Source organism: Stenotrophomonas sp. MMGLT7 (assembly GCF_021168555.1).
In the GTDB taxonomy this organism is placed as follows: Bacteria; Pseudomonadota; Gammaproteobacteria; order Xanthomonadales; family Xanthomonadaceae; genus MMGLT7.
On record NZ_JAJOZS010000015.1, the window covers coordinates 1 to 15340 of the forward strand.

Annotated in this window: 13 protein-coding genes; 3 read left to right on the forward strand and 10 right to left on the reverse strand. The window is 68.3% G+C overall.

What is annotated here, in order from left to right; translation table 11 throughout:
* From tssI to LRX76_RS15710, 10 genes are all read right to left on the reverse strand, one after another.
* A partial coding sequence (gene tssI, locus LRX76_RS15665) for a type VI secretion system tip protein TssI/VgrG (RefSeq protein WP_231806559.1) occupies positions 1–2050 on the reverse strand: 2050 nt, incomplete at its 3' end.
* Between the two features lie 66 nt (positions 2051–2116).
* On the reverse strand, positions 2117–2473 hold the full coding sequence (locus tag LRX76_RS15670) for a hypothetical protein (protein WP_231806560.1): 357 nt from the start codon (positions 2471–2473) through the stop codon (positions 2117–2119).
* Between the two features lie 33 nt (positions 2474–2506).
* The gene (gene tssH / locus LRX76_RS15675; protein WP_231806561.1) at positions 2507–5254 is read right to left on the reverse strand and encodes a type VI secretion system ATPase TssH; all 2748 of its coding nucleotides are present in this window, start codon (positions 5252–5254) and stop codon (positions 2507–2509) included.
* 70 nt (positions 5255–5324) lie between these two features.
* A complete protein-coding gene (tssG, locus tag LRX76_RS15680) occupies positions 5325–6416 on the reverse strand; it encodes a type VI secretion system baseplate subunit TssG (protein WP_231806562.1) in 1092 nt (363 codons plus the stop codon).
* A complete protein-coding gene (gene tssF / locus LRX76_RS15685; RefSeq protein WP_231806563.1) occupies positions 6380–8212 on the reverse strand; it encodes a type VI secretion system baseplate subunit TssF in 1833 nt (610 codons plus the stop codon). The genes tssG and tssF overlap by 37 nt, the downstream gene beginning before the upstream one ends.
* Position 8213: 1 nt before the next feature.
* The gene (tssE, locus tag LRX76_RS15690) at positions 8214–8729 is read right to left on the reverse strand and encodes a type VI secretion system baseplate subunit TssE (protein WP_231806564.1); all 516 of its coding nucleotides are present in this window, start codon (positions 8727–8729) and stop codon (positions 8214–8216) included.
* A gap of 95 nt (positions 8730–8824) precedes the next feature.
* On the reverse strand, positions 8825–9322 hold the full coding sequence (locus LRX76_RS15695; protein WP_231806565.1) for a type VI secretion system tube protein Hcp: 498 nt from the start codon (positions 9320–9322) through the stop codon (positions 8825–8827).
* Between the two features lie 142 nt (positions 9323–9464).
* Positions 9465–10967, reverse strand: coding sequence for a type VI secretion system contractile sheath large subunit (gene tssC, locus LRX76_RS15700; RefSeq protein WP_231806566.1), 1503 nt, complete (start codon positions 10965–10967; stop codon positions 9465–9467).
* Between the two features lies 1 nt (position 10968).
* The gene (tssB, locus tag LRX76_RS15705; protein ID WP_231806567.1) at positions 10969–11475 is read right to left on the reverse strand and encodes a type VI secretion system contractile sheath small subunit; all 507 of its coding nucleotides are present in this window, start codon (positions 11473–11475) and stop codon (positions 10969–10971) included.
* A gap of 42 nt (positions 11476–11517) precedes the next feature.
* Positions 11518–12150, reverse strand: coding sequence for a hypothetical protein (locus LRX76_RS15710; RefSeq protein ID WP_231806568.1), 633 nt, complete (start codon positions 12148–12150; stop codon positions 11518–11520).
* A 253-nt stretch (positions 12151–12403) separates the two neighbouring features.
* Here LRX76_RS15710 and tssJ point away from each other — a divergent pair, with 253 nt between their 5' ends.
* The 3 genes from tssJ to icmH all read left to right on the forward strand — a co-directional run bounded on the left by tssJ (position 12404) and on the right by icmH (position 15228).
* On the forward strand, positions 12404–13006 hold the full coding sequence (tssJ, locus tag LRX76_RS15715; protein ID WP_231806569.1) for a type VI secretion system lipoprotein TssJ: 603 nt from the start codon (positions 12404–12406) through the stop codon (positions 13004–13006).
* A 93-nt stretch (positions 13007–13099) separates the two neighbouring features.
* Positions 13100–14446, forward strand: a complete 1347-nt coding sequence (gene tssK, locus LRX76_RS15720) for a type VI secretion system baseplate subunit TssK (protein WP_231806570.1) — start codon at positions 13100–13102, stop codon at positions 14444–14446.
* Positions 14443–15228, forward strand: coding sequence for a type IVB secretion system protein IcmH/DotU (icmH, locus tag LRX76_RS15725; RefSeq protein WP_231806571.1), 786 nt, complete (start codon positions 14443–14445; stop codon positions 15226–15228). Before tssK ends, icmH begins: the two co-directional genes overlap by 4 nt.
* Positions 15229–15340: the final 112 nt, after the last annotated feature.

Consider the following 15340-nt stretch of genomic DNA (forward strand, 5'->3'; position numbering starts at 1 on the left):
GCTGCCCGCGCGCGGCCTCGGCCAGCGCCTGCAGCAGTTGCTGGCCCTCGGCCAGCTGCGCCTGCGCCTGCTCGGCGCTGAGCTGCTGGCGGCCGGGCTCGCTGCTCAGCAGCAGGCCCTGGCCGGCGCGCAGGCTGCCGCGCGCCTGCGTGGACAGTTCGGTGCCGTAGCCGCGCTCGCCCTCGCGCACGTTGTCCTGGCCGCCTTTCAGGTGGCCCAGCGTCAGCGTGCTCTGCTGCTGGGTGGTCGACAGCTGCGCGCGGCCCTGGCCGGGGGTGTCGTCCAGCCGCAGTTGCTGGTAGCCGCCGCTGCCGTCCTGGCTGTGCGCCAGCGCCTGGCTCTTGAACCCGGTGAACACCGCGGCATGCTCGTTGCCGTCGAACCACGAAGGCGCGTTGCCGGTGGCCCCGGCACCACCGCCGCCGACCTGGTTGTGCGCCGCATCGGCCTGGCCGCGGCCGTTGTAGACGCTGCCCACCACCACCGGCCGGTCGATGTCGCCCTCCAGGAACGCCACCAGCACTTCCTGGCCCTTGCGCGGCAGCATCACCCCGCCCCAGTTGTCGCCGGCCCACGGCGTGGCCACCCGCACCCAGGTCCAGGCGCTGCCGCGACCCGGGGCGTTGTCCTCGCCGGCGGGATGCGCCTGCGCGCTGCTGGCGTCGGCGCCACGCTGCCAGGGGAACTGCACCTTGATGCGGTTGTCGCGGTCGGCCAGCAGCGGCTCGCCGTCGCTGACCACCACCGCGCTCTGCGTGCCCTGCACGCTCGGCCGCGGGTGCAGGCGCAGGCCGTGGCCGTCCTCGGTCTGCGGGCGGTAGGCCTGCGCCGCCGGCAGCGCTTCGAACACGTTCTCGTAGAAATCGGGCGCTTCGGCATCCAGCTGCGGCGCCTGCTGCCAGCCGGCCAGCGTCGAGGGCAGCGGCGCGCCGGGACCGGCCACCGTGCCCAGCGCCTGCTCCAGCGCGTCGAATACCTCGGCGCCGAGGTTGTTGCGGGCGCGGTGCCACACCCGCAGGCAGGTGTAGCCATCGTCCCCAGCCTGTGGGTGCTGGGTCAGCACGAAGCGACCGCCTGCCGCCAGTTGCCGCCAGCTGCCTTCGCCCTGGATGGTATGCGTGCGCAGCTGCTGCGCCTCCAGCTGCTGGCGGGCATGGCGCTCGCCGGTGGCCGCGTCCGGCCAGGCATACGGGCCGGCGGTGTCCACGTCCTCGGCGGCGAGTTCGCCGGGGGCCTGCACCTGCGCTTCGACCGGGCGCCGGTCCAGGCTGCGGTAGTCCCAGCTGGCGCGTGCGACCCGGGCGGTGCGCCAGCGCCGCGCCACCGACCATTGCTGCACGCTGTCGGCCGCCTCGGTGGCATCGGCGCGGTGGAAGCGCACGCTCCCCAGCTCGGCGAAGGCCTGGCCGTGGTCGGCCAGCACCAGGGTGTGCTCGCCCAGTGCTTCGCCGCCGGCATCGCCGCGGTGCTCGAACCAGTAGCAGATGCCTTCCTCGGCCAGCAGCCGCTGCACGAACGCCAGGTCGCTCTCCTGGTACTGGGTGCACAGGCTGCGCTTGCGGTAGATGCTGCGGTCGGCAAGGTCCCAGCGCCATCGCGGCACCAGCGCGCCCTGGCCGGCGTAGTCGGAGAACACGCTCTCCACGATCTCCACCACGCTCATGTCCTGGAACACGTAGCTGTCCACGCGCTGGCCCAGCAGCGCCAGCCACGGTTCGATCACAAGACGATAGCGCGCCAATCCGCCATTGCTGCCCACCCGCTCGAACGCGGTGACGTGGCCGTGGAACGGCCGCAGCGCGGTGGCCGACTCGGCGGTGAGCAGTTCCAGCAACACCGGCTGGCCCAGCAACGCATCCAGGTCCAGCCCGGCGTCCACCGACAGCGCCGTCAGCTCCAGCCGGAAGCCTTCGCCGTCGATGGATTCCTGGCCCGAGAGCGTCTCGGCCACCAGCGCGGAGGGCCCCAGGGCGGTATGCAGGCGCAGCAGTCGGTCGTGCTGCCCGGGCACGGCCTGCAGACACGCCAACACGATGTCGACCGGATTCATGTGTACTCCTTGGCTTCCAAGCCGTGGCGCCGCCCCCTGTCGGCGCCCGGTCGAATGCAGCCTGCGTCAGGCGGCCAGGGTGATGCGCTCGAGCTGCAGGAACGGAGCCTCCGTGCAGTGCAGCTTGTAGTCGCGCCCGGCCACGGCCAGGGTCACTTCGCGCACGTTGCTGACCAGCTGGTTGGCCTTGCCCGGGGCCGCGGCCTGCACCTGGATGCGCCACGGCACGCGCGACACCAGTGCGGCGAGGTTGCGGGCATCGCCGCGGGCATCGGCCGAAGCGGTGTCCAGCAGTTCCACCACGTGCTCGGGACGCAGGCGGCTCCAGGCACGCAGGTGTTCGACATCCGCTCCTGCACGCCCCAACGACAGGCTGTCGCAACGGGCAACGGCGTTGGCACGATCGAAACCATAGAAATCCATGGGTATTTCCTCCTTGTCATTCAGTACGGCGGGTCATGAAACCTTGTAGCGGAAAGCTCCGTTCTTGCCGGCGGTGACCTTGATCGCATCGATCTTGCCGCCTTCGGCCATCGTTGCCAACACCGTCTCGGCGATTTCCGGCAGCAGCGTCCCATTGAGGATGTGATCGACGTTGCGCGCGCCGGAGTCGACCTCGGTGCAGCGCGCCAGCACGGCCTCGAGCAGAGGCTGGTCCCACTGGAAGGCGGCCTTGTGGTTGGCACCGACGCGGTCGCGGATGCGGCCGAGCTTGAGCTCGATGATCGAGGCCAGCACGTCGTCGGAAATCGGATAATACGGCACAACCTTCATGCGTCCCAGGAACGCCGGCTTGAAGCTGCGCATCAGCACCGGACGCAGCGCCTCGGCCAGGTCGTCGGGCTTGGGCAGATCCTCGGCGGGCTTGTTCAGGCACGCCTGCATGATCTGCGAGGAGCCGACGTTGGAGGTGAGGATGATGAGCGTGTTGCGGAAGTCGATCTCGCGGCCTTCGGCATCGTCCATCACGCCCTTGTCAAACACCTGGAAGAACATCTCCAGCACGTCCGGATGCGCCTTCTCCACCTCGTCCAGTAGCACCACGCTGTAGGGATTGCGCCGCACCGCCTCGGTCAGCACCCCGCCCTCGCCGTAACCGACGTAGCCGGGGGGAGAACCCTTGAGACCGGAGACGCTGTGCGCCTCCTGGTACTCGCTCATGTTGATGGTGACCAGCTTGCGCTCGCCGCCGTAGAGGATGTCGGCCAGCGCCAGCGCGGTCTCGGTCTTGCCCACGCCGGACGGGCCGACGAACATGAACACGCCGCGCGGCTTGTTCGGGTCCTCGAGCTTGGCGGTGGCGGTGCGCACGCGCTGGGCGATGGCCTCCAGTGCGTGGTCCTGGCCGATCACGCGCTCGGCCAGCAGGTTGCGCAGGTTGCGGATGGTGCGGATCTCGTCCTTGACCATGCGCCCGAGCGGGATGCCGGTCCAGGCCGAGACGATTTCGGCGACCACGCCGCCATCGACCTGCAGCGGCACCATCGGCGTCTCGCCCTGCAGCTGGCGCAGCTCGCCCTGCAGCGCCTGCAGGCGCTCGTGGTCGGGCGAGAGCGGCGCGGCCGCGGCCTTGTCCTTCTTCCTGCCGCCCTTGGATGCGGGCTTGGCCTGTGCCGCAGCTTCTTCGGCCGCGGCCGGCGCCGGGAGCGCTTGTTCCAGCTGCGCGCGCAGGGCGACGATCTCGTCGGCCAGCGCGCGCTCGCGCTCCAGCCGCGCCTGGTTGTCGGCCAGTACCCGGGTCGCCTCCTGCTGCGCCTGGCGCAGCTCGGCCAGGCGCTCGGCGTGCTGGCCGGCGCCGCCGGCCGCTTCCTTCTCCAGCGCGCCGATCTCCGCCTGCAGGCGCTCCAGGTAGCGCTGCGTGTCCTCGATGATCGCCGGCGTCGCGCTGCGGCCGAGCGCCACCTTGGCGCAGGCGGTGTCGAGCACGCTGACCGCCTTGTCCGGCAGCTGGCGGCCGCTGATGTAGCGATGCGACAGGCGCACCGCCTCGGTCACCGCCTCGTCGAGCACGCGGATGCCGAAGTGCTGCTCCATCAGCGGCACCATGCCGCGCAGCATCGCCGCGGCCAGCGGCTCGCTCGGCTCCTCCACCTTGACCACCTGGAAGCGCCGCGCCAGCGCGGCGTCCTTCTCGAAGTACTTCTTGTACTCGCTCCAGGTGGTGGCAGCGATGGTGCGCAGTTCGCCGCGCGCCAGCGCCGGCTTGAGCAGGTTGGCCGCGTCGTTCTGCCCGGCGGTGCCGCCGGCGCCGATCATCGTGTGCGCCTCGTCGATGAACAGGATGATCGGATGCGGGCTCTTCTTGACCTCGTCGATCACGCCCTTGAGGCGGTTCTCGAACTCGCCCTTGACGCTGGCGCCGGCCTGCAGCAGCCCCAGGTCGAGCACGTGCAGCTCCACGCCCTGCAGCACCTGCGGCACGTCGCCGGCGGCGATGCGGCGCGCCAGGCCCTCGACCACGGCGGTCTTGCCCACGCCCGCCTCGCCGGTGAGGATCGGGTTGTTCTGGCGACGCCGCATGAGAATGTCGATGACCTGGCGGATCTCGCCGTCGCGGCCGATCACCGGGTCGATCTGGCCATCGCGGGCGCGCTGGGTGAGGTTGGTGGTGAACTGGTCCAGCGCCGGCGTCTTCGACAGCCCGCCCTGGGCCGGCGCCTCCTGCGGCGCCTCGCCGGTGGGTTGCTCGCCACCGCCGTCGGCATCGGCGAAGCGCAGGCTCTGCGCCGCTTCCTGCGAACCCTCGGTGAGCTTGGCGAAGTCGTGCTTGAGCTCGTCGAGCTTGAGCTTCACGAACAGCTTGGAACCGCGATAGGCCAGCTGCGACAGGTCCGGGTCGGTCAGCAGCGCCAGTAGCAGGTGGCCGCTGCGGATGCGCGTGGTCTGCGAGTCGAGCGAGGCGATCAGCCAGGCATGCTCGAACAGCCGCGGCAGGTGCTGCGAGAACACCGGGGTTCGGCTGTTGCCGGTCTTGAAGCGCTCCACCTCGTTGCCCAGGTCGCGTTCGAGCGACTCGGGCGAGACGCCGCTGCGCTTGAGGATGAACACGAAATCGCTGTCCGGCTGCTCCAGCAGCGCCAGGAACAGGTGTTCCAGGTCCACTTCGTAGTTGCCGCGCGCCATGCACAGGTTGGCGGCGCGCTCGGCGGCCTGCCGGCAGGTGTCGTCGAGCTTGCTGATCAGGGTCTTCAAGTTGATGCTCATGCGAAGTGCCGTGCTCCTTGCTTGGTCTGCGGCGGCGCCCCGGCAGGATGGCGCGCACCGATGGTTCGGTTCAGTGGATCGTGCGGATCTGGTAGGTGGTGTCGGAACGCGGTTCGTGCTGCGGGCGCGAGCACAGGTAGCTGTCCCAGCCCAGGCGCGGGCCCGCGTCGCCGGCCATGCGCATGCCGCGGATGTCGGCGGGCTTCAGCAGCAGCCGCACCTCGTACTCGAGCCCGGCGCCGGTCAGCAGCGCCAGCCATTTCGCCAGTGCCTGCGCGCCGTCCGAGCCGGGAAGGAAGTCGTCGAACGCCTGCCGCGCCAGCGGCCCGATGCGCAGGCGCAGGCGCAGGTCGCGCTGCCAGATGCGCTCTCCCGACAACGCGCTCTTGCCGAGCTGCGCATTGGTCATTCCCAGCCGCGTCCGCTGCGCCGCCGGCACCTTGTACCAGGCACCGACGAACTGCTCGACGTCGACGCGCGCGCGGAAGTAGTCCGACAGCACCCGGCGCAGCACGGCAGCCGACACCGGCCGCTGCCGGATCGCCCCGGCGTAGTAGGCGACCGCCTGGTCGAACACGTTGCCGCTGCCGTCGACCAGGGCATCGTGCAGGGTGCGCGAGCCCAGCCCGGCCAGCGACATCACCAGCGGCATGAAGCGCTCGCGCCGGTCCAGCTCGTACTGCAGCGCCAGCCGGTGCTTCTTCCAGGCGGCATAGTGCAAGGCCACCGCGCGCGTGGAGAAGATGTCCAGGAATGCGCGCGCCGCGCGGTCGCGGCCATACAGCTCGCGCTCGGCGAGCGTCTCGGTGTAGTGCAGCGGCAGCGCGCCGGCGATGCCGAGCAGCCCCATGAAGTGCGCGGTCAGCTGCACCTCGCCCAGGCTTTCGGTCTCGACCGCATGCGTTACCGCGGCCTCGCCGTGCAGGCGCTCGCCATCGTGCGAGAACACCGCGCTTTGCGCATCGAGCTCGGTGGCGGGGAAGGCCAACGACAGCGAATTGCGGAAACGCACCGACAAGGCGATGGCATCCGACTGGCGCCCGCCCTGCTGCCGCAACAGCCGCTCGAGGATCCGCATCGCCTGGAAGAACTGGAAGCGATGCGGCTGCTCGAACAGCTGCTGGGCTACGCCAGGATCGATTCGCCGCTTCGTGGCGGACATCTGACGATCTCCTTACCCGTCTGGCTGGAGAGCAGCACCAGCTGGGTGAAACTGTTGGCATGCACGTACAGGCCGAAAAACCTGTCCATGACATGGGCGAAGGCCGCCACGCCGGTGCCGACGAAATGGCTTTCGGCGACGGTCATGCGGATCTCCAGGCCGCGCGCCAGCGAACCGAAGCGCTCGCCGGACAGCCATGTCGTGACCGCTTCCGATTCCAGCCCGACGATGCCCTCGATCTGCCGCGAGGTCACGCCGCTGTCGCCCAGCTCGTACAGGCGCAGCATTTCCTTCAGCGTCTGCAGGCCGTTGTGCGCGAGCGAGAGCTGGTTGAGCGCCAGGTGCGATATCAGCCGCCATTGCGAGCCGCGTCCCTGGCGGAAGCGGACCGAGCGGCTCGGCTTGCGCAACAGGCCGATGGCGCGCGCCGGCGAGCCGCCTTCGATCGTCAGGTCTCCGCCGGCGACGCCATAGGCCAGCCGGGACGGCAGGTCGCGGTTGCTGCAGGTCAGCTTGACGCTGACCACGTCGGTCTTGGGCTGCGTCGGCTGGAACTCCAGGTCGACGAACGTCATTTCCATCTCGTGCCCGGGACTGTGGCGGGCGACGTCCTCGTCGCGATGCGCGATCCAGTACTGCCCGGCACGTTCCGGCTCCTCGCCGTGCCGCAGCGAATAGAACGGGCGGAACTCCTGTATCGACTCGCCCTGCGGCGACTGCCGGATGCGGTGCACCGAGTCGATGGAATGTATCTCGTAGGCGAAGGCCCGGCGCGCATCGGCGACGATGGGATAGGCCGTCTGCCGGTGGGTGACGCGGATCGGTTCGCCCTGCTGCGGGAACAGGTTGACCACCGGCGTGCAGCCCAGACGGATGTTGTCGCGGCCCAGCTCCTCCAGCACGCGGCTGTTGCCGCGGTCGGCGGGCGCCGCGCGCAGTACCAGGTGCAAGGTGAAGCGGCGCGCCGCACCGGCGATCAGCGGCGCGAGCGCGAGATCGAAGAAGCCGAACTTCTCCGGATAGGCGAAGAATTCGGTGAGCAGCAGGTAGGCCGGATGGGAGCGCGGCGGGAAATCGATCAGCGTCTCGTCTTCGGCGAACCCGACCGGGCTGAGCGGAACCGCATCCAGGCGGCGCCAGCGGCCGCTGCCATCGGCCTCGACGTAGGCCGCCTTGACCTCGAGCGAGAGCGCATCGCGCATGGCCGCGCAGAACGAGGGCTCGCCATCGACGAAGAAGCGCAGCGACTGCCCGAGCTGTTCCAGCGAGAGCTGGTCCGACAGCAGTTCGAACTCCAGCGAGATCTGCGCCCCGCAGCCGGGAGGCAGGACCACGGCCAGCGGCGTCTCGGCCACGGCCCGGTACCTGGCGGCACGGGTCACCAGCGGCGTCAGCACCACGTCGTAGGCGGTGCGGAAGCGGCAGTTGACGCCCTGCACCGGCCGCGACTGCAGCGAGGTCCCGCGGGCGATGCGTACCGGCCCGCTCAGCTTCGCCGCCGCCGGACCCATATCGAAATGCGCGATCGAGCACGAGGGGAACGGCCGCAGGTAGTGCGGGTACAGGACGTCGAGCAGGGCATCGGTGAATTCGGGGTAGTCGTCCTCGACACGCTTGGAGATGCGCGCGCCCAGCAGCGCGAACGCCTCGATCAGGCGCTCGACGTGCGGGTCCTGGCTGCCGTCGGCCGACAGCTGCAGGCGCCCGGCGATCTTCGGGTAGCGCTCGGCGAACTCGCGCCCGTAGCGGCGCAGGTAGGCCAGTTCGCGTTCGTAGTAGGGAAGCAGGTCCTGCATTTCAGGCCGCGACCTGCCTGCGCAGGCGGCTCACCTGGTACTGCAGCGTCGAGGGCTGCAACAGCGCGTCGAAACTGACCGGCTCGCGCGCCTCTTCGACGTTGAGCACGGCATGGATGCAGAAATGCAGTCCGCCGCCGGGCTGCTGGCCATTCTCGAGCATCACCTGCACGTTGCGCAGGCGCTTCTCGTGGCGGCCGATGGCGCGCTCGAGCGACTGGCAGATCCTGGCCCGGTCGTAGCCGTTGGCCAGGCTCAGCGCGGAGAAATCGTCCAGACCGTACGTCATCAGCGATTGCCGGCACTCGGGAAATCCTTCGAGCGCGACCTCGTCGAACGCCGATCGGGTATTGAGCAACCCTTCCAGGTCCCGCGCAACCGACTCCTTGAACTGCTCCAGCGACACCGCATTGGCCAACCCGGTCACCATGGACTTGGGTGCGTCGTCGAACAGCTTTTCCAACAGACTTGGCTCGAGTCCCTTCATCGCGATCCCTATGGGCGATTGGCTGCGCAAGAAAACAAGGAGGCGCGCGGCATGGTCCCCTTCCGTGGGTCCATCTCACTGCTGCCGGATGCGATGGCGCCGAAGCGCCATCGCAAGGGTCCACCTCAGACGGTGTAGTTCGGGATGTTCTTGGTAGCGCTCCACTGCGCCACCGCCTTGCCCCCGATGCCACCTTCCGGCTTCTGCTGGTTGTAGGTCCACTTGATTGCGCCGAAGCTCAACTGGACCACTTCCTGCGGCATGCCGTCTTCGTCGACGGTGGTGGTAACGCGATGGACGAGCACGTTCAGCAGCTCGACCTGGTAGTAGCTGATCGCGTTGCCGTCCTTGTCGGCGCGCATGAACTCGATACGCGCCTTCGGGAACGTGGTTCCGTTGGCACATGCCTGGCTCAATGCGGTGCTGGCCAGGTCGATCGACTTGACCACCTCGATCGGCGACAGGTTGACGCGTGCCGCCGTCTGACCGCCGGTCGTGGAGGCCGTGGCCGAACGCGGCTGCAGCACATCCTGGGTGAACGACTTGATCTCGATCCAATCCTTGTGCTTGTCGTCGTGCGACTCGCCCTTGATGGTGTCGATGGTGAGGAAAGCGTGTTGCATATCTGGTCTCCTAAGTTCCGTTCTTCCGTGAGAAATGCGGGGCCGGCTACCCGGCACCCGTTCTTGCCTGTCCTGATGGACATTGCGTCATCTGCAACTGCCGGGATCTCCGTCCCTTGACGCTGAGCAACAACAAAAAACGCTACGACTTGTTGGCGGCAGCCGGCAGTTCGGCCACCAGTCGCAACGAAACAGACAGCTCATCGAGCTGGAAATGCGGCCTGATGAAGGCCACCGCGCGGTAGACACCGGGCTTGCCCGGCACCTCCGAAACCTGAACCGACGCCTCCCTCAGCGGGTACTGCGCCTTGGCTTCCTGACTGGCGTTGTCGTCGAGCAGCACGTACTGCGCGATCCAACGGTTGAGGAAATCCTCTACATTCCGCACCGAGGCGAAACTGCCGATTTTCTCTCTCATCATCGCCTTCAGATAATGGGCGATGCGCGAGACGGCGAAGATGTACTGCAGCTGCGCCGACAGGATGGCGTTGGCGTTGGCCGAATCGGTGTTGTACTTCTTCGGCTTCTGCGCCGACTGCGCGCCGAAGAACGCCGCGTAGTCCGTGTTCTTGCAATGGACCAGCGGGATGAACCCCAGGTCGCTGAGCTCCTTCTCGCGACGGTCGGTGATCGCCACCTCGGTCGGGCACTTGAGCGCGACCTCGCCATCGTCGGTACGGAAGGTATGCGTGGGCAGATCCTCCACCAGTCCGCCACCCTCGACGCCGCGGATCGCCGCGCACCAGCCATAGTCCTCGAACGCGCTGGTCAGCCGCGCCGCCATCGCGTAGGCGGTGTTGCACCACAGGTAGCGGCCATGGTCCTTGGCATCGACCTCCTCGACGAAGTTGAAGCCTTCGACCGTGGTGCCGTCCTTCGGGTTGTACGGCAGGCGCCCGAGGAAGCGCGGCAGGGTCAGGCCGACGTAGCGGCTGTCCTCGCTGTCGCGGAACGACTTCCACTTGGCGTATTCCACGGTGTCGAAGACCTTGGCCAGGTCGCGCGGCTTGCCCAGCTCGGTGAAGGTCTCCAGGCCGAACATGTCCTCGGAGGCGGCCGAAATGAACGGCGCATGCGAGGCGGCGGCGACATGCGACATCTGCTCGACGAAGTACATGTCCTCCGGCTGGCGGCCGACGTAGTAGTCGCCGACCAGCGCCCCGAACGGCGCGCCGCCGAAGGTGCCGAACTCCTCTTCGTAGACCTTCTTGAACAGCGCGCTCTGGTCGAAGTCGATGGCCGACTTGAAGTCGCGCACCAGGTCCTTCTTCGGCGAGTTGAAGACCTTGATCTTCAGCGTGGCGCCGGTCGAGGTCTGCTCGCACAGGTAGTGCAGGCCGCGCCAGCTGCCTTCGAGCTGCTGGAACTCGGGCGCATGCATCACCGCGCTCAGCTGCTCGGAGATGATCCGGTCCAGCTCGGCGATGCGGGCGTCGAGGGTGAGGTTGAGGTTGTCGGAGACGACGACCGTGCCGTCCATCACCTCCTTGGCCAGCTCGGCGATCAGGTCCTTGGCGCGCCGGTGCTCGCTCTCGGACTTGGCGACCTTGCTCTGCTCGACGATCTGGTCGAGCAACCCGGGCTGTTCCTGGACCGCCGCGGCGGCACCGCCGCCGCCACTGGCATTTGCGGTTTCTGCAGCCATGTCAATTCTTCTCCTGGGTTTCCTGCCCGAGCTGCTTGAGCTGCTCGGTACTGTTGAGCACGTCGGTCAACAAGTCCTCGAGCTTCTCGTTACCGGCCAGCTTGTTGCGCAGGTCGGCGAGCTTGGTACGCGATTCGAGCAGCTTGCGCAACGGCTCGACCTGCTGCACCACGGCCTCGGGACGGAAATCCTCGATCGACTTGAACTTCAGCTCGACCGCGAACTCGCCGTCCTCGTCGCTGATCTTGTTGGGCACGCGATAGACCGCACGGGGCGCCATGCCTTCCATGACCTCGTCGAAGTTGTCGAGGTCGACATTGACGAACCTGCGGTCCTTGACCTTGGCCAGCGGCTGTTCCGGGTTGCCGCTGAAATCGCCAAGCACCCCGACCACGAACGGCAGCTCCTTCTGCTCGATGGCGTCGCCCTTCTCCACGTCGTACGTCAACTGCACGCGCGGCGGCCTCACCTTCTGCAGCCGCTTCTGGATGCTGTCCTTCTTGCCCATATGATCTTTGCTCCTTGGAAAAGCGGATAGCCTATCCGGCGATCAGTTGCCGCCGAGATTCTTGAACGGATCAGAGGAAGGTTTTTTCTGCTCGGTATTGCCGGTGGCCGCGGGAGCGGTGCTGGGCGCGGCGGTGGCGCGGCGCGCCGGGGCGGCACGCCGCCGGGGCGCGGGCGCCGCCGGCTTTTCCTGCGGGAACACGCTGTCGCCCATGGTCTTGCGCAGCGTCGTTGCCAGCGCCTCGGCTTCCTGGCGGGCCGTGCCCGAGGCCAGTACCCCGCGGTCCTGCAGCCGCTGCAACGACTGGTTGGCGATGCGCAGGCCCGACACGGTCAGCACGCCGTCGGCGATCAGGTCGTCCGGATCGCGCTGCAGCACTTCCTCGGACGCCACGATCGCCCGCGCGTAGTCGCCCTTGTCGAACTGCAGCTGCGCGGTCCTGACCCAGGGTTCCTTGCGGGTGGGGTCGGCCTTGCTGGCCTCGTCCAGGCGCTGCAGCGCCTCGGGCACCAGGCCGTTGGAGACGGCGTCCTCGGCCTGGGACATCAGGCTCTCGAAGCTCGTCGGCTCGGGCGGCGGGTCCTTCTTCGAGAACACCGAGCAGCCGGCCAGCAGTGCCAGCGCAGCGATGGCGAATACAGGCCTGAAAACAGCCGATCCCTTCCTAACGTCCATTACCGATTCCTTTAGAACTAGCCAATTGCAAGCGCGAGCTCATGGAACTGCAAGGCCAAGCAGTCCATTGCCCATCATGCCAGGATTGTACAGCGACCTGAAAGAGACGGTATAGTCCAGGCCCTCGGGATGCGTCAAGTTTTCGGCGGAGAAATGGATGCGACATGAAGTCGACAGCAGGCGGTCTGGGCCAAGCGCTTTTGCCGGGTCCCGACCGCCGCCGCAGCCCATCGATGCTCCCCTTTTCCCAGGCATGAAACGGCTGCCGGTCGCGGCGCTGCTGCCGCTCCTGCTGGCCGTGCTGCTGGCCGGCTGCGGAGGGGGATCGGTCGGCGGCATGGTGCGCAAGACCCTGCAGGCCACCGGCCTGCAGGAGGCGCCGCCGCCACAGCCGGTGACCGTGCCGGTGAACCTGTTCGCCGGCAGCAACCTCAACGCCGGCAACGACAAGCGCCCGGGCGCGGTCATCCTTAAGATCTATCACCTGCGCAGCGTCCAGCGCTTCGAGCAGGCGCCGTACTCGGCCTTCCTCGACTCGGCCGGCGAACAGGCCGCGCTGGGCGCGGACCTGCTCTCGAGCAGCGAGGTGGTCCTGCTGCCGGGCGCGCGCCACCGGCTCGACGAGACGATGTCCGACGGTTCCGGCGTGCTGGGACTGGTGGCATTGTTCCGCGCGCCCGCCGAAGGGCGCTGGCGCCTGGCGTTCGACACCGGCAATGCCGCCGCGCGCGAGGGCATCACCGTCGGTGTCCATGCCTGCGCCATGACCACCGACAACGCCGCGCTCATCACGCGCCGGTCGGGGGAAGACCCGAACCGGCTGGGATCGGTGCGCTGCGCCGTCCAGGGCCGGTGAATGCCGGCGCGGACCATGGCGGCAAACCGGCGGACCGTTAGATAATCTCCACAGTGGCTCTGGATCGGCCGGAATCGGACATAGGGAAGCAACGTGGCTCACGTAAGCAGTACGGCGAAGGTTCTATGGGGCGAAGGGCTGTTCCTGCGGCCGCAGCACTTCCAGCGGCAGGATGCCTACCATGAGGCCCGCCTGCAGGATCTGGCCGGCGCCCTGCACCCCTATGCCTGGGGCGTGCGCTCGGTGCGGTTCGACGTGCAGGCATTGAATGCGGGCAGCCTGCGGGCGCTGGACATCGCCCTGGTCTTCCCCGATGGCGAGGGCTACGAGGCCCCTGGCCGCGACGCGCTGCCCGAGACGATCTCGCTGGCGGACCTGCCGGCCGGGGTGCAGAGCTCGACGGTGTACATGGCCCTGCCGACGCTGAAGGAAGCGGGCAACAGCGGCGACGGCGACGGCCGCCTCGCGCGCTACCGCCAGTACGACGCGATGACGCCGGACCTGTACACCGATGCGGTGGAGGCGGAGATCGCCTACCTCGGCAAGGCGGCGCGGCTGCTGACCGAGGACAAGCCGCGCGACGCCTACGTCACCGTGCCGGTGGCCCGGATCAACCGCACGCCGACCGGCGGCTTCGAGCTGGACGAGAGCTTCATCCCGCCGAGCCTGCACGTGCAGGCATCGGACGTGCTGCTCAGGCAGCTGCGCGGCCTGCTGGATTCGCTGCAGGCCAAGGTCGACGCCCTCTACGGCCTGCACCGGCAGCCGTCGCAGCACATCATCGAGTTCCGTTCCGGCGACATCGCCTCGTTCTGGCTGCTGCACACCGCCTCCACCTCGTTCGCGTCGCTGGCACACCTGTTCCATCACCCGCGCCTGCACCCTGAGCGGCTGCACCAGGAACTGATGCGGATGGCCGGGGCGCTGCTGACCTTCTCCAACGCCTACCAGCTGGCCGACCTGCCGCGCTACGAGCACGGCGCGCCCGGGGCCGGCTTCGAGCAGCTGTTCACGATCATCCGCGACCTGCTGGACACGGTGATCTCCGCGCGCTACTTCCAGATCGCGCTCACCGAGGTGAAGCCGTCCTTCCACGTCGGCCACATCGATTCCCAGCGCATCGACGAGAACGCCTCGTTCTACATCGGCGTGTCGGCCGACATGCCGGGCCAGGAACTGGTGCAGACCGTGCCGATCCGCTTCAAGATCGGCGCACCCGACGACGTGGAGAAGTGCGTGCTGTCGGCGCTGCCGGGCGTCAAGCTCACCCATGCCGCGCAGGTGCCGGCGGCCATCCCGGTGCGGCCGGGCAGCTACTACTTCGCGGTGGAAGCGCGCGGGCCGCTGTACGAGCGCATGCTCAAGGCGCAGTCGATGATGATCTACGTCCCCTCCGGCATTGCCGATCTGAAGATGGAACTGGTCGCGGTGACCTCATGAACACTCCCCTGCCCCCCACTCCCGGCCCGATGCCCTCGCTGAGTTCGCAGGCCCGCCTGCCGGGCAGCACGGCGGCCACGCCGCAGTCGCTGCTGGACCTGATGGCCGACGGCTTCTACCTGCTGCTGCTGCTCAAGCGCGGCCAGCTGCCCGGCGACGCCGAGGGCTTCATGCAATCGGTGCAGAAGTTCCTCGACAACGTCGAGCGCGGCGCGGTCAAGCTGGGCATCTCGGCCGAGGACATCTACGCGGCCAAGTATGCGTTCTGCGCCGCCGTGGACGAGGCGATCCTGTCGCAGCCGTCGGCGCTGCACGAGGCCTGGGAACGCAACCCGCTGCAGCTGCGCCTGTTCGGCGAGCACCTGGCCGGCGAGCGCTTCTTCGACAAGCTCGAGGAGCTGCGCCGCCAGGGCGCGCCGCGGCTGGCCTCGCTGGAGGTCTACCACTACTGCCTGCTGCTCGGCTTCGAAGGCAAGTATCGGCTCGAGGGCCCGGAAAAGCTCGGTTACCTGACCGCGCGCCTGGGCGACGAGATCGTCTACCTCAAGGGCCGGCGCACGGGATTCGCACCGCACTGGCCGCCGCCGGACAACGTCAGCCACACCTTGCGGCGCGTGGTGCCGCTGTGGATGCCGGCAGCGCTGGTGGCGGTGTTCGGGGTGATCGGCTTCTTCGGCCTGCGCACGTACATGGACCACCAGACCGAGCAGCGGCTGGCGGCCTACAACGACGTGGTGCAGATGCCGCAGCGCACCGCCCACATCACCATCACCCTGCCGTGAGATCGATCCGGCCCCGCTGAGTGAGGGGGCGGGCGGTTGCGCGGCCGGGGATGGGGGATAGGCGACGGTTGCGGTAGAGCCGGGAGCAACCCCTCCCCAGCCCTCCCCTGCG

What these genes read in the sequence shown, in the direction of transcription:
- LRX76_RS15695 (WP_231806565.1), bottom strand. Translation starts at nt 9,322, where the DNA reads ATGCAACACGCTTTCCTCACCATCGACACCATCAAGGGCGAGTCGCAC.
- icmH (WP_231806571.1), top strand. Translation starts at nt 14,443, where the DNA reads ATGAACACTCCCCTGCCCCCCACTCCCGGCCCGATGCCCTCGCTGAGT.
- tssJ (WP_231806569.1), top strand. Translation starts at nt 12,404, where the DNA reads ATGAAACGGCTGCCGGTCGCGGCGCTGCTGCCGCTCCTGCTGGCCGTG.
- LRX76_RS15710 (WP_231806568.1), bottom strand. Translation starts at nt 12,150, where the DNA reads ATGGACGTTAGGAAGGGATCGGCTGTTTTCAGGCCTGTATTCGCCATC.
- tssB (WP_231806567.1), bottom strand. Translation starts at nt 11,475, where the DNA reads ATGGGCAAGAAGGACAGCATCCAGAAGCGGCTGCAGAAGGTGAGGCCG.
- tssC (WP_231806566.1), bottom strand. Translation starts at nt 10,967, where the DNA reads ATGGCTGCAGAAACCGCAAATGCCAGTGGCGGCGGCGGTGCCGCCGCG.
- tssF (WP_231806563.1), bottom strand. Translation starts at nt 8,212, where the DNA reads ATGCAGGACCTGCTTCCCTACTACGAACGCGAACTGGCCTACCTGCGC.
- tssH (WP_231806561.1), bottom strand. Translation starts at nt 5,254, where the DNA reads ATGAGCATCAACTTGAAGACCCTGATCAGCAAGCTCGACGACACCTGC.
- LRX76_RS15670 (WP_231806560.1), bottom strand. Translation starts at nt 2,473, where the DNA reads ATGGATTTCTATGGTTTCGATCGTGCCAACGCCGTTGCCCGTTGCGAC.
- tssG (WP_231806562.1), bottom strand. Translation starts at nt 6,416, where the DNA reads ATGTCCGCCACGAAGCGGCGAATCGATCCTGGCGTAGCCCAGCAGCTG.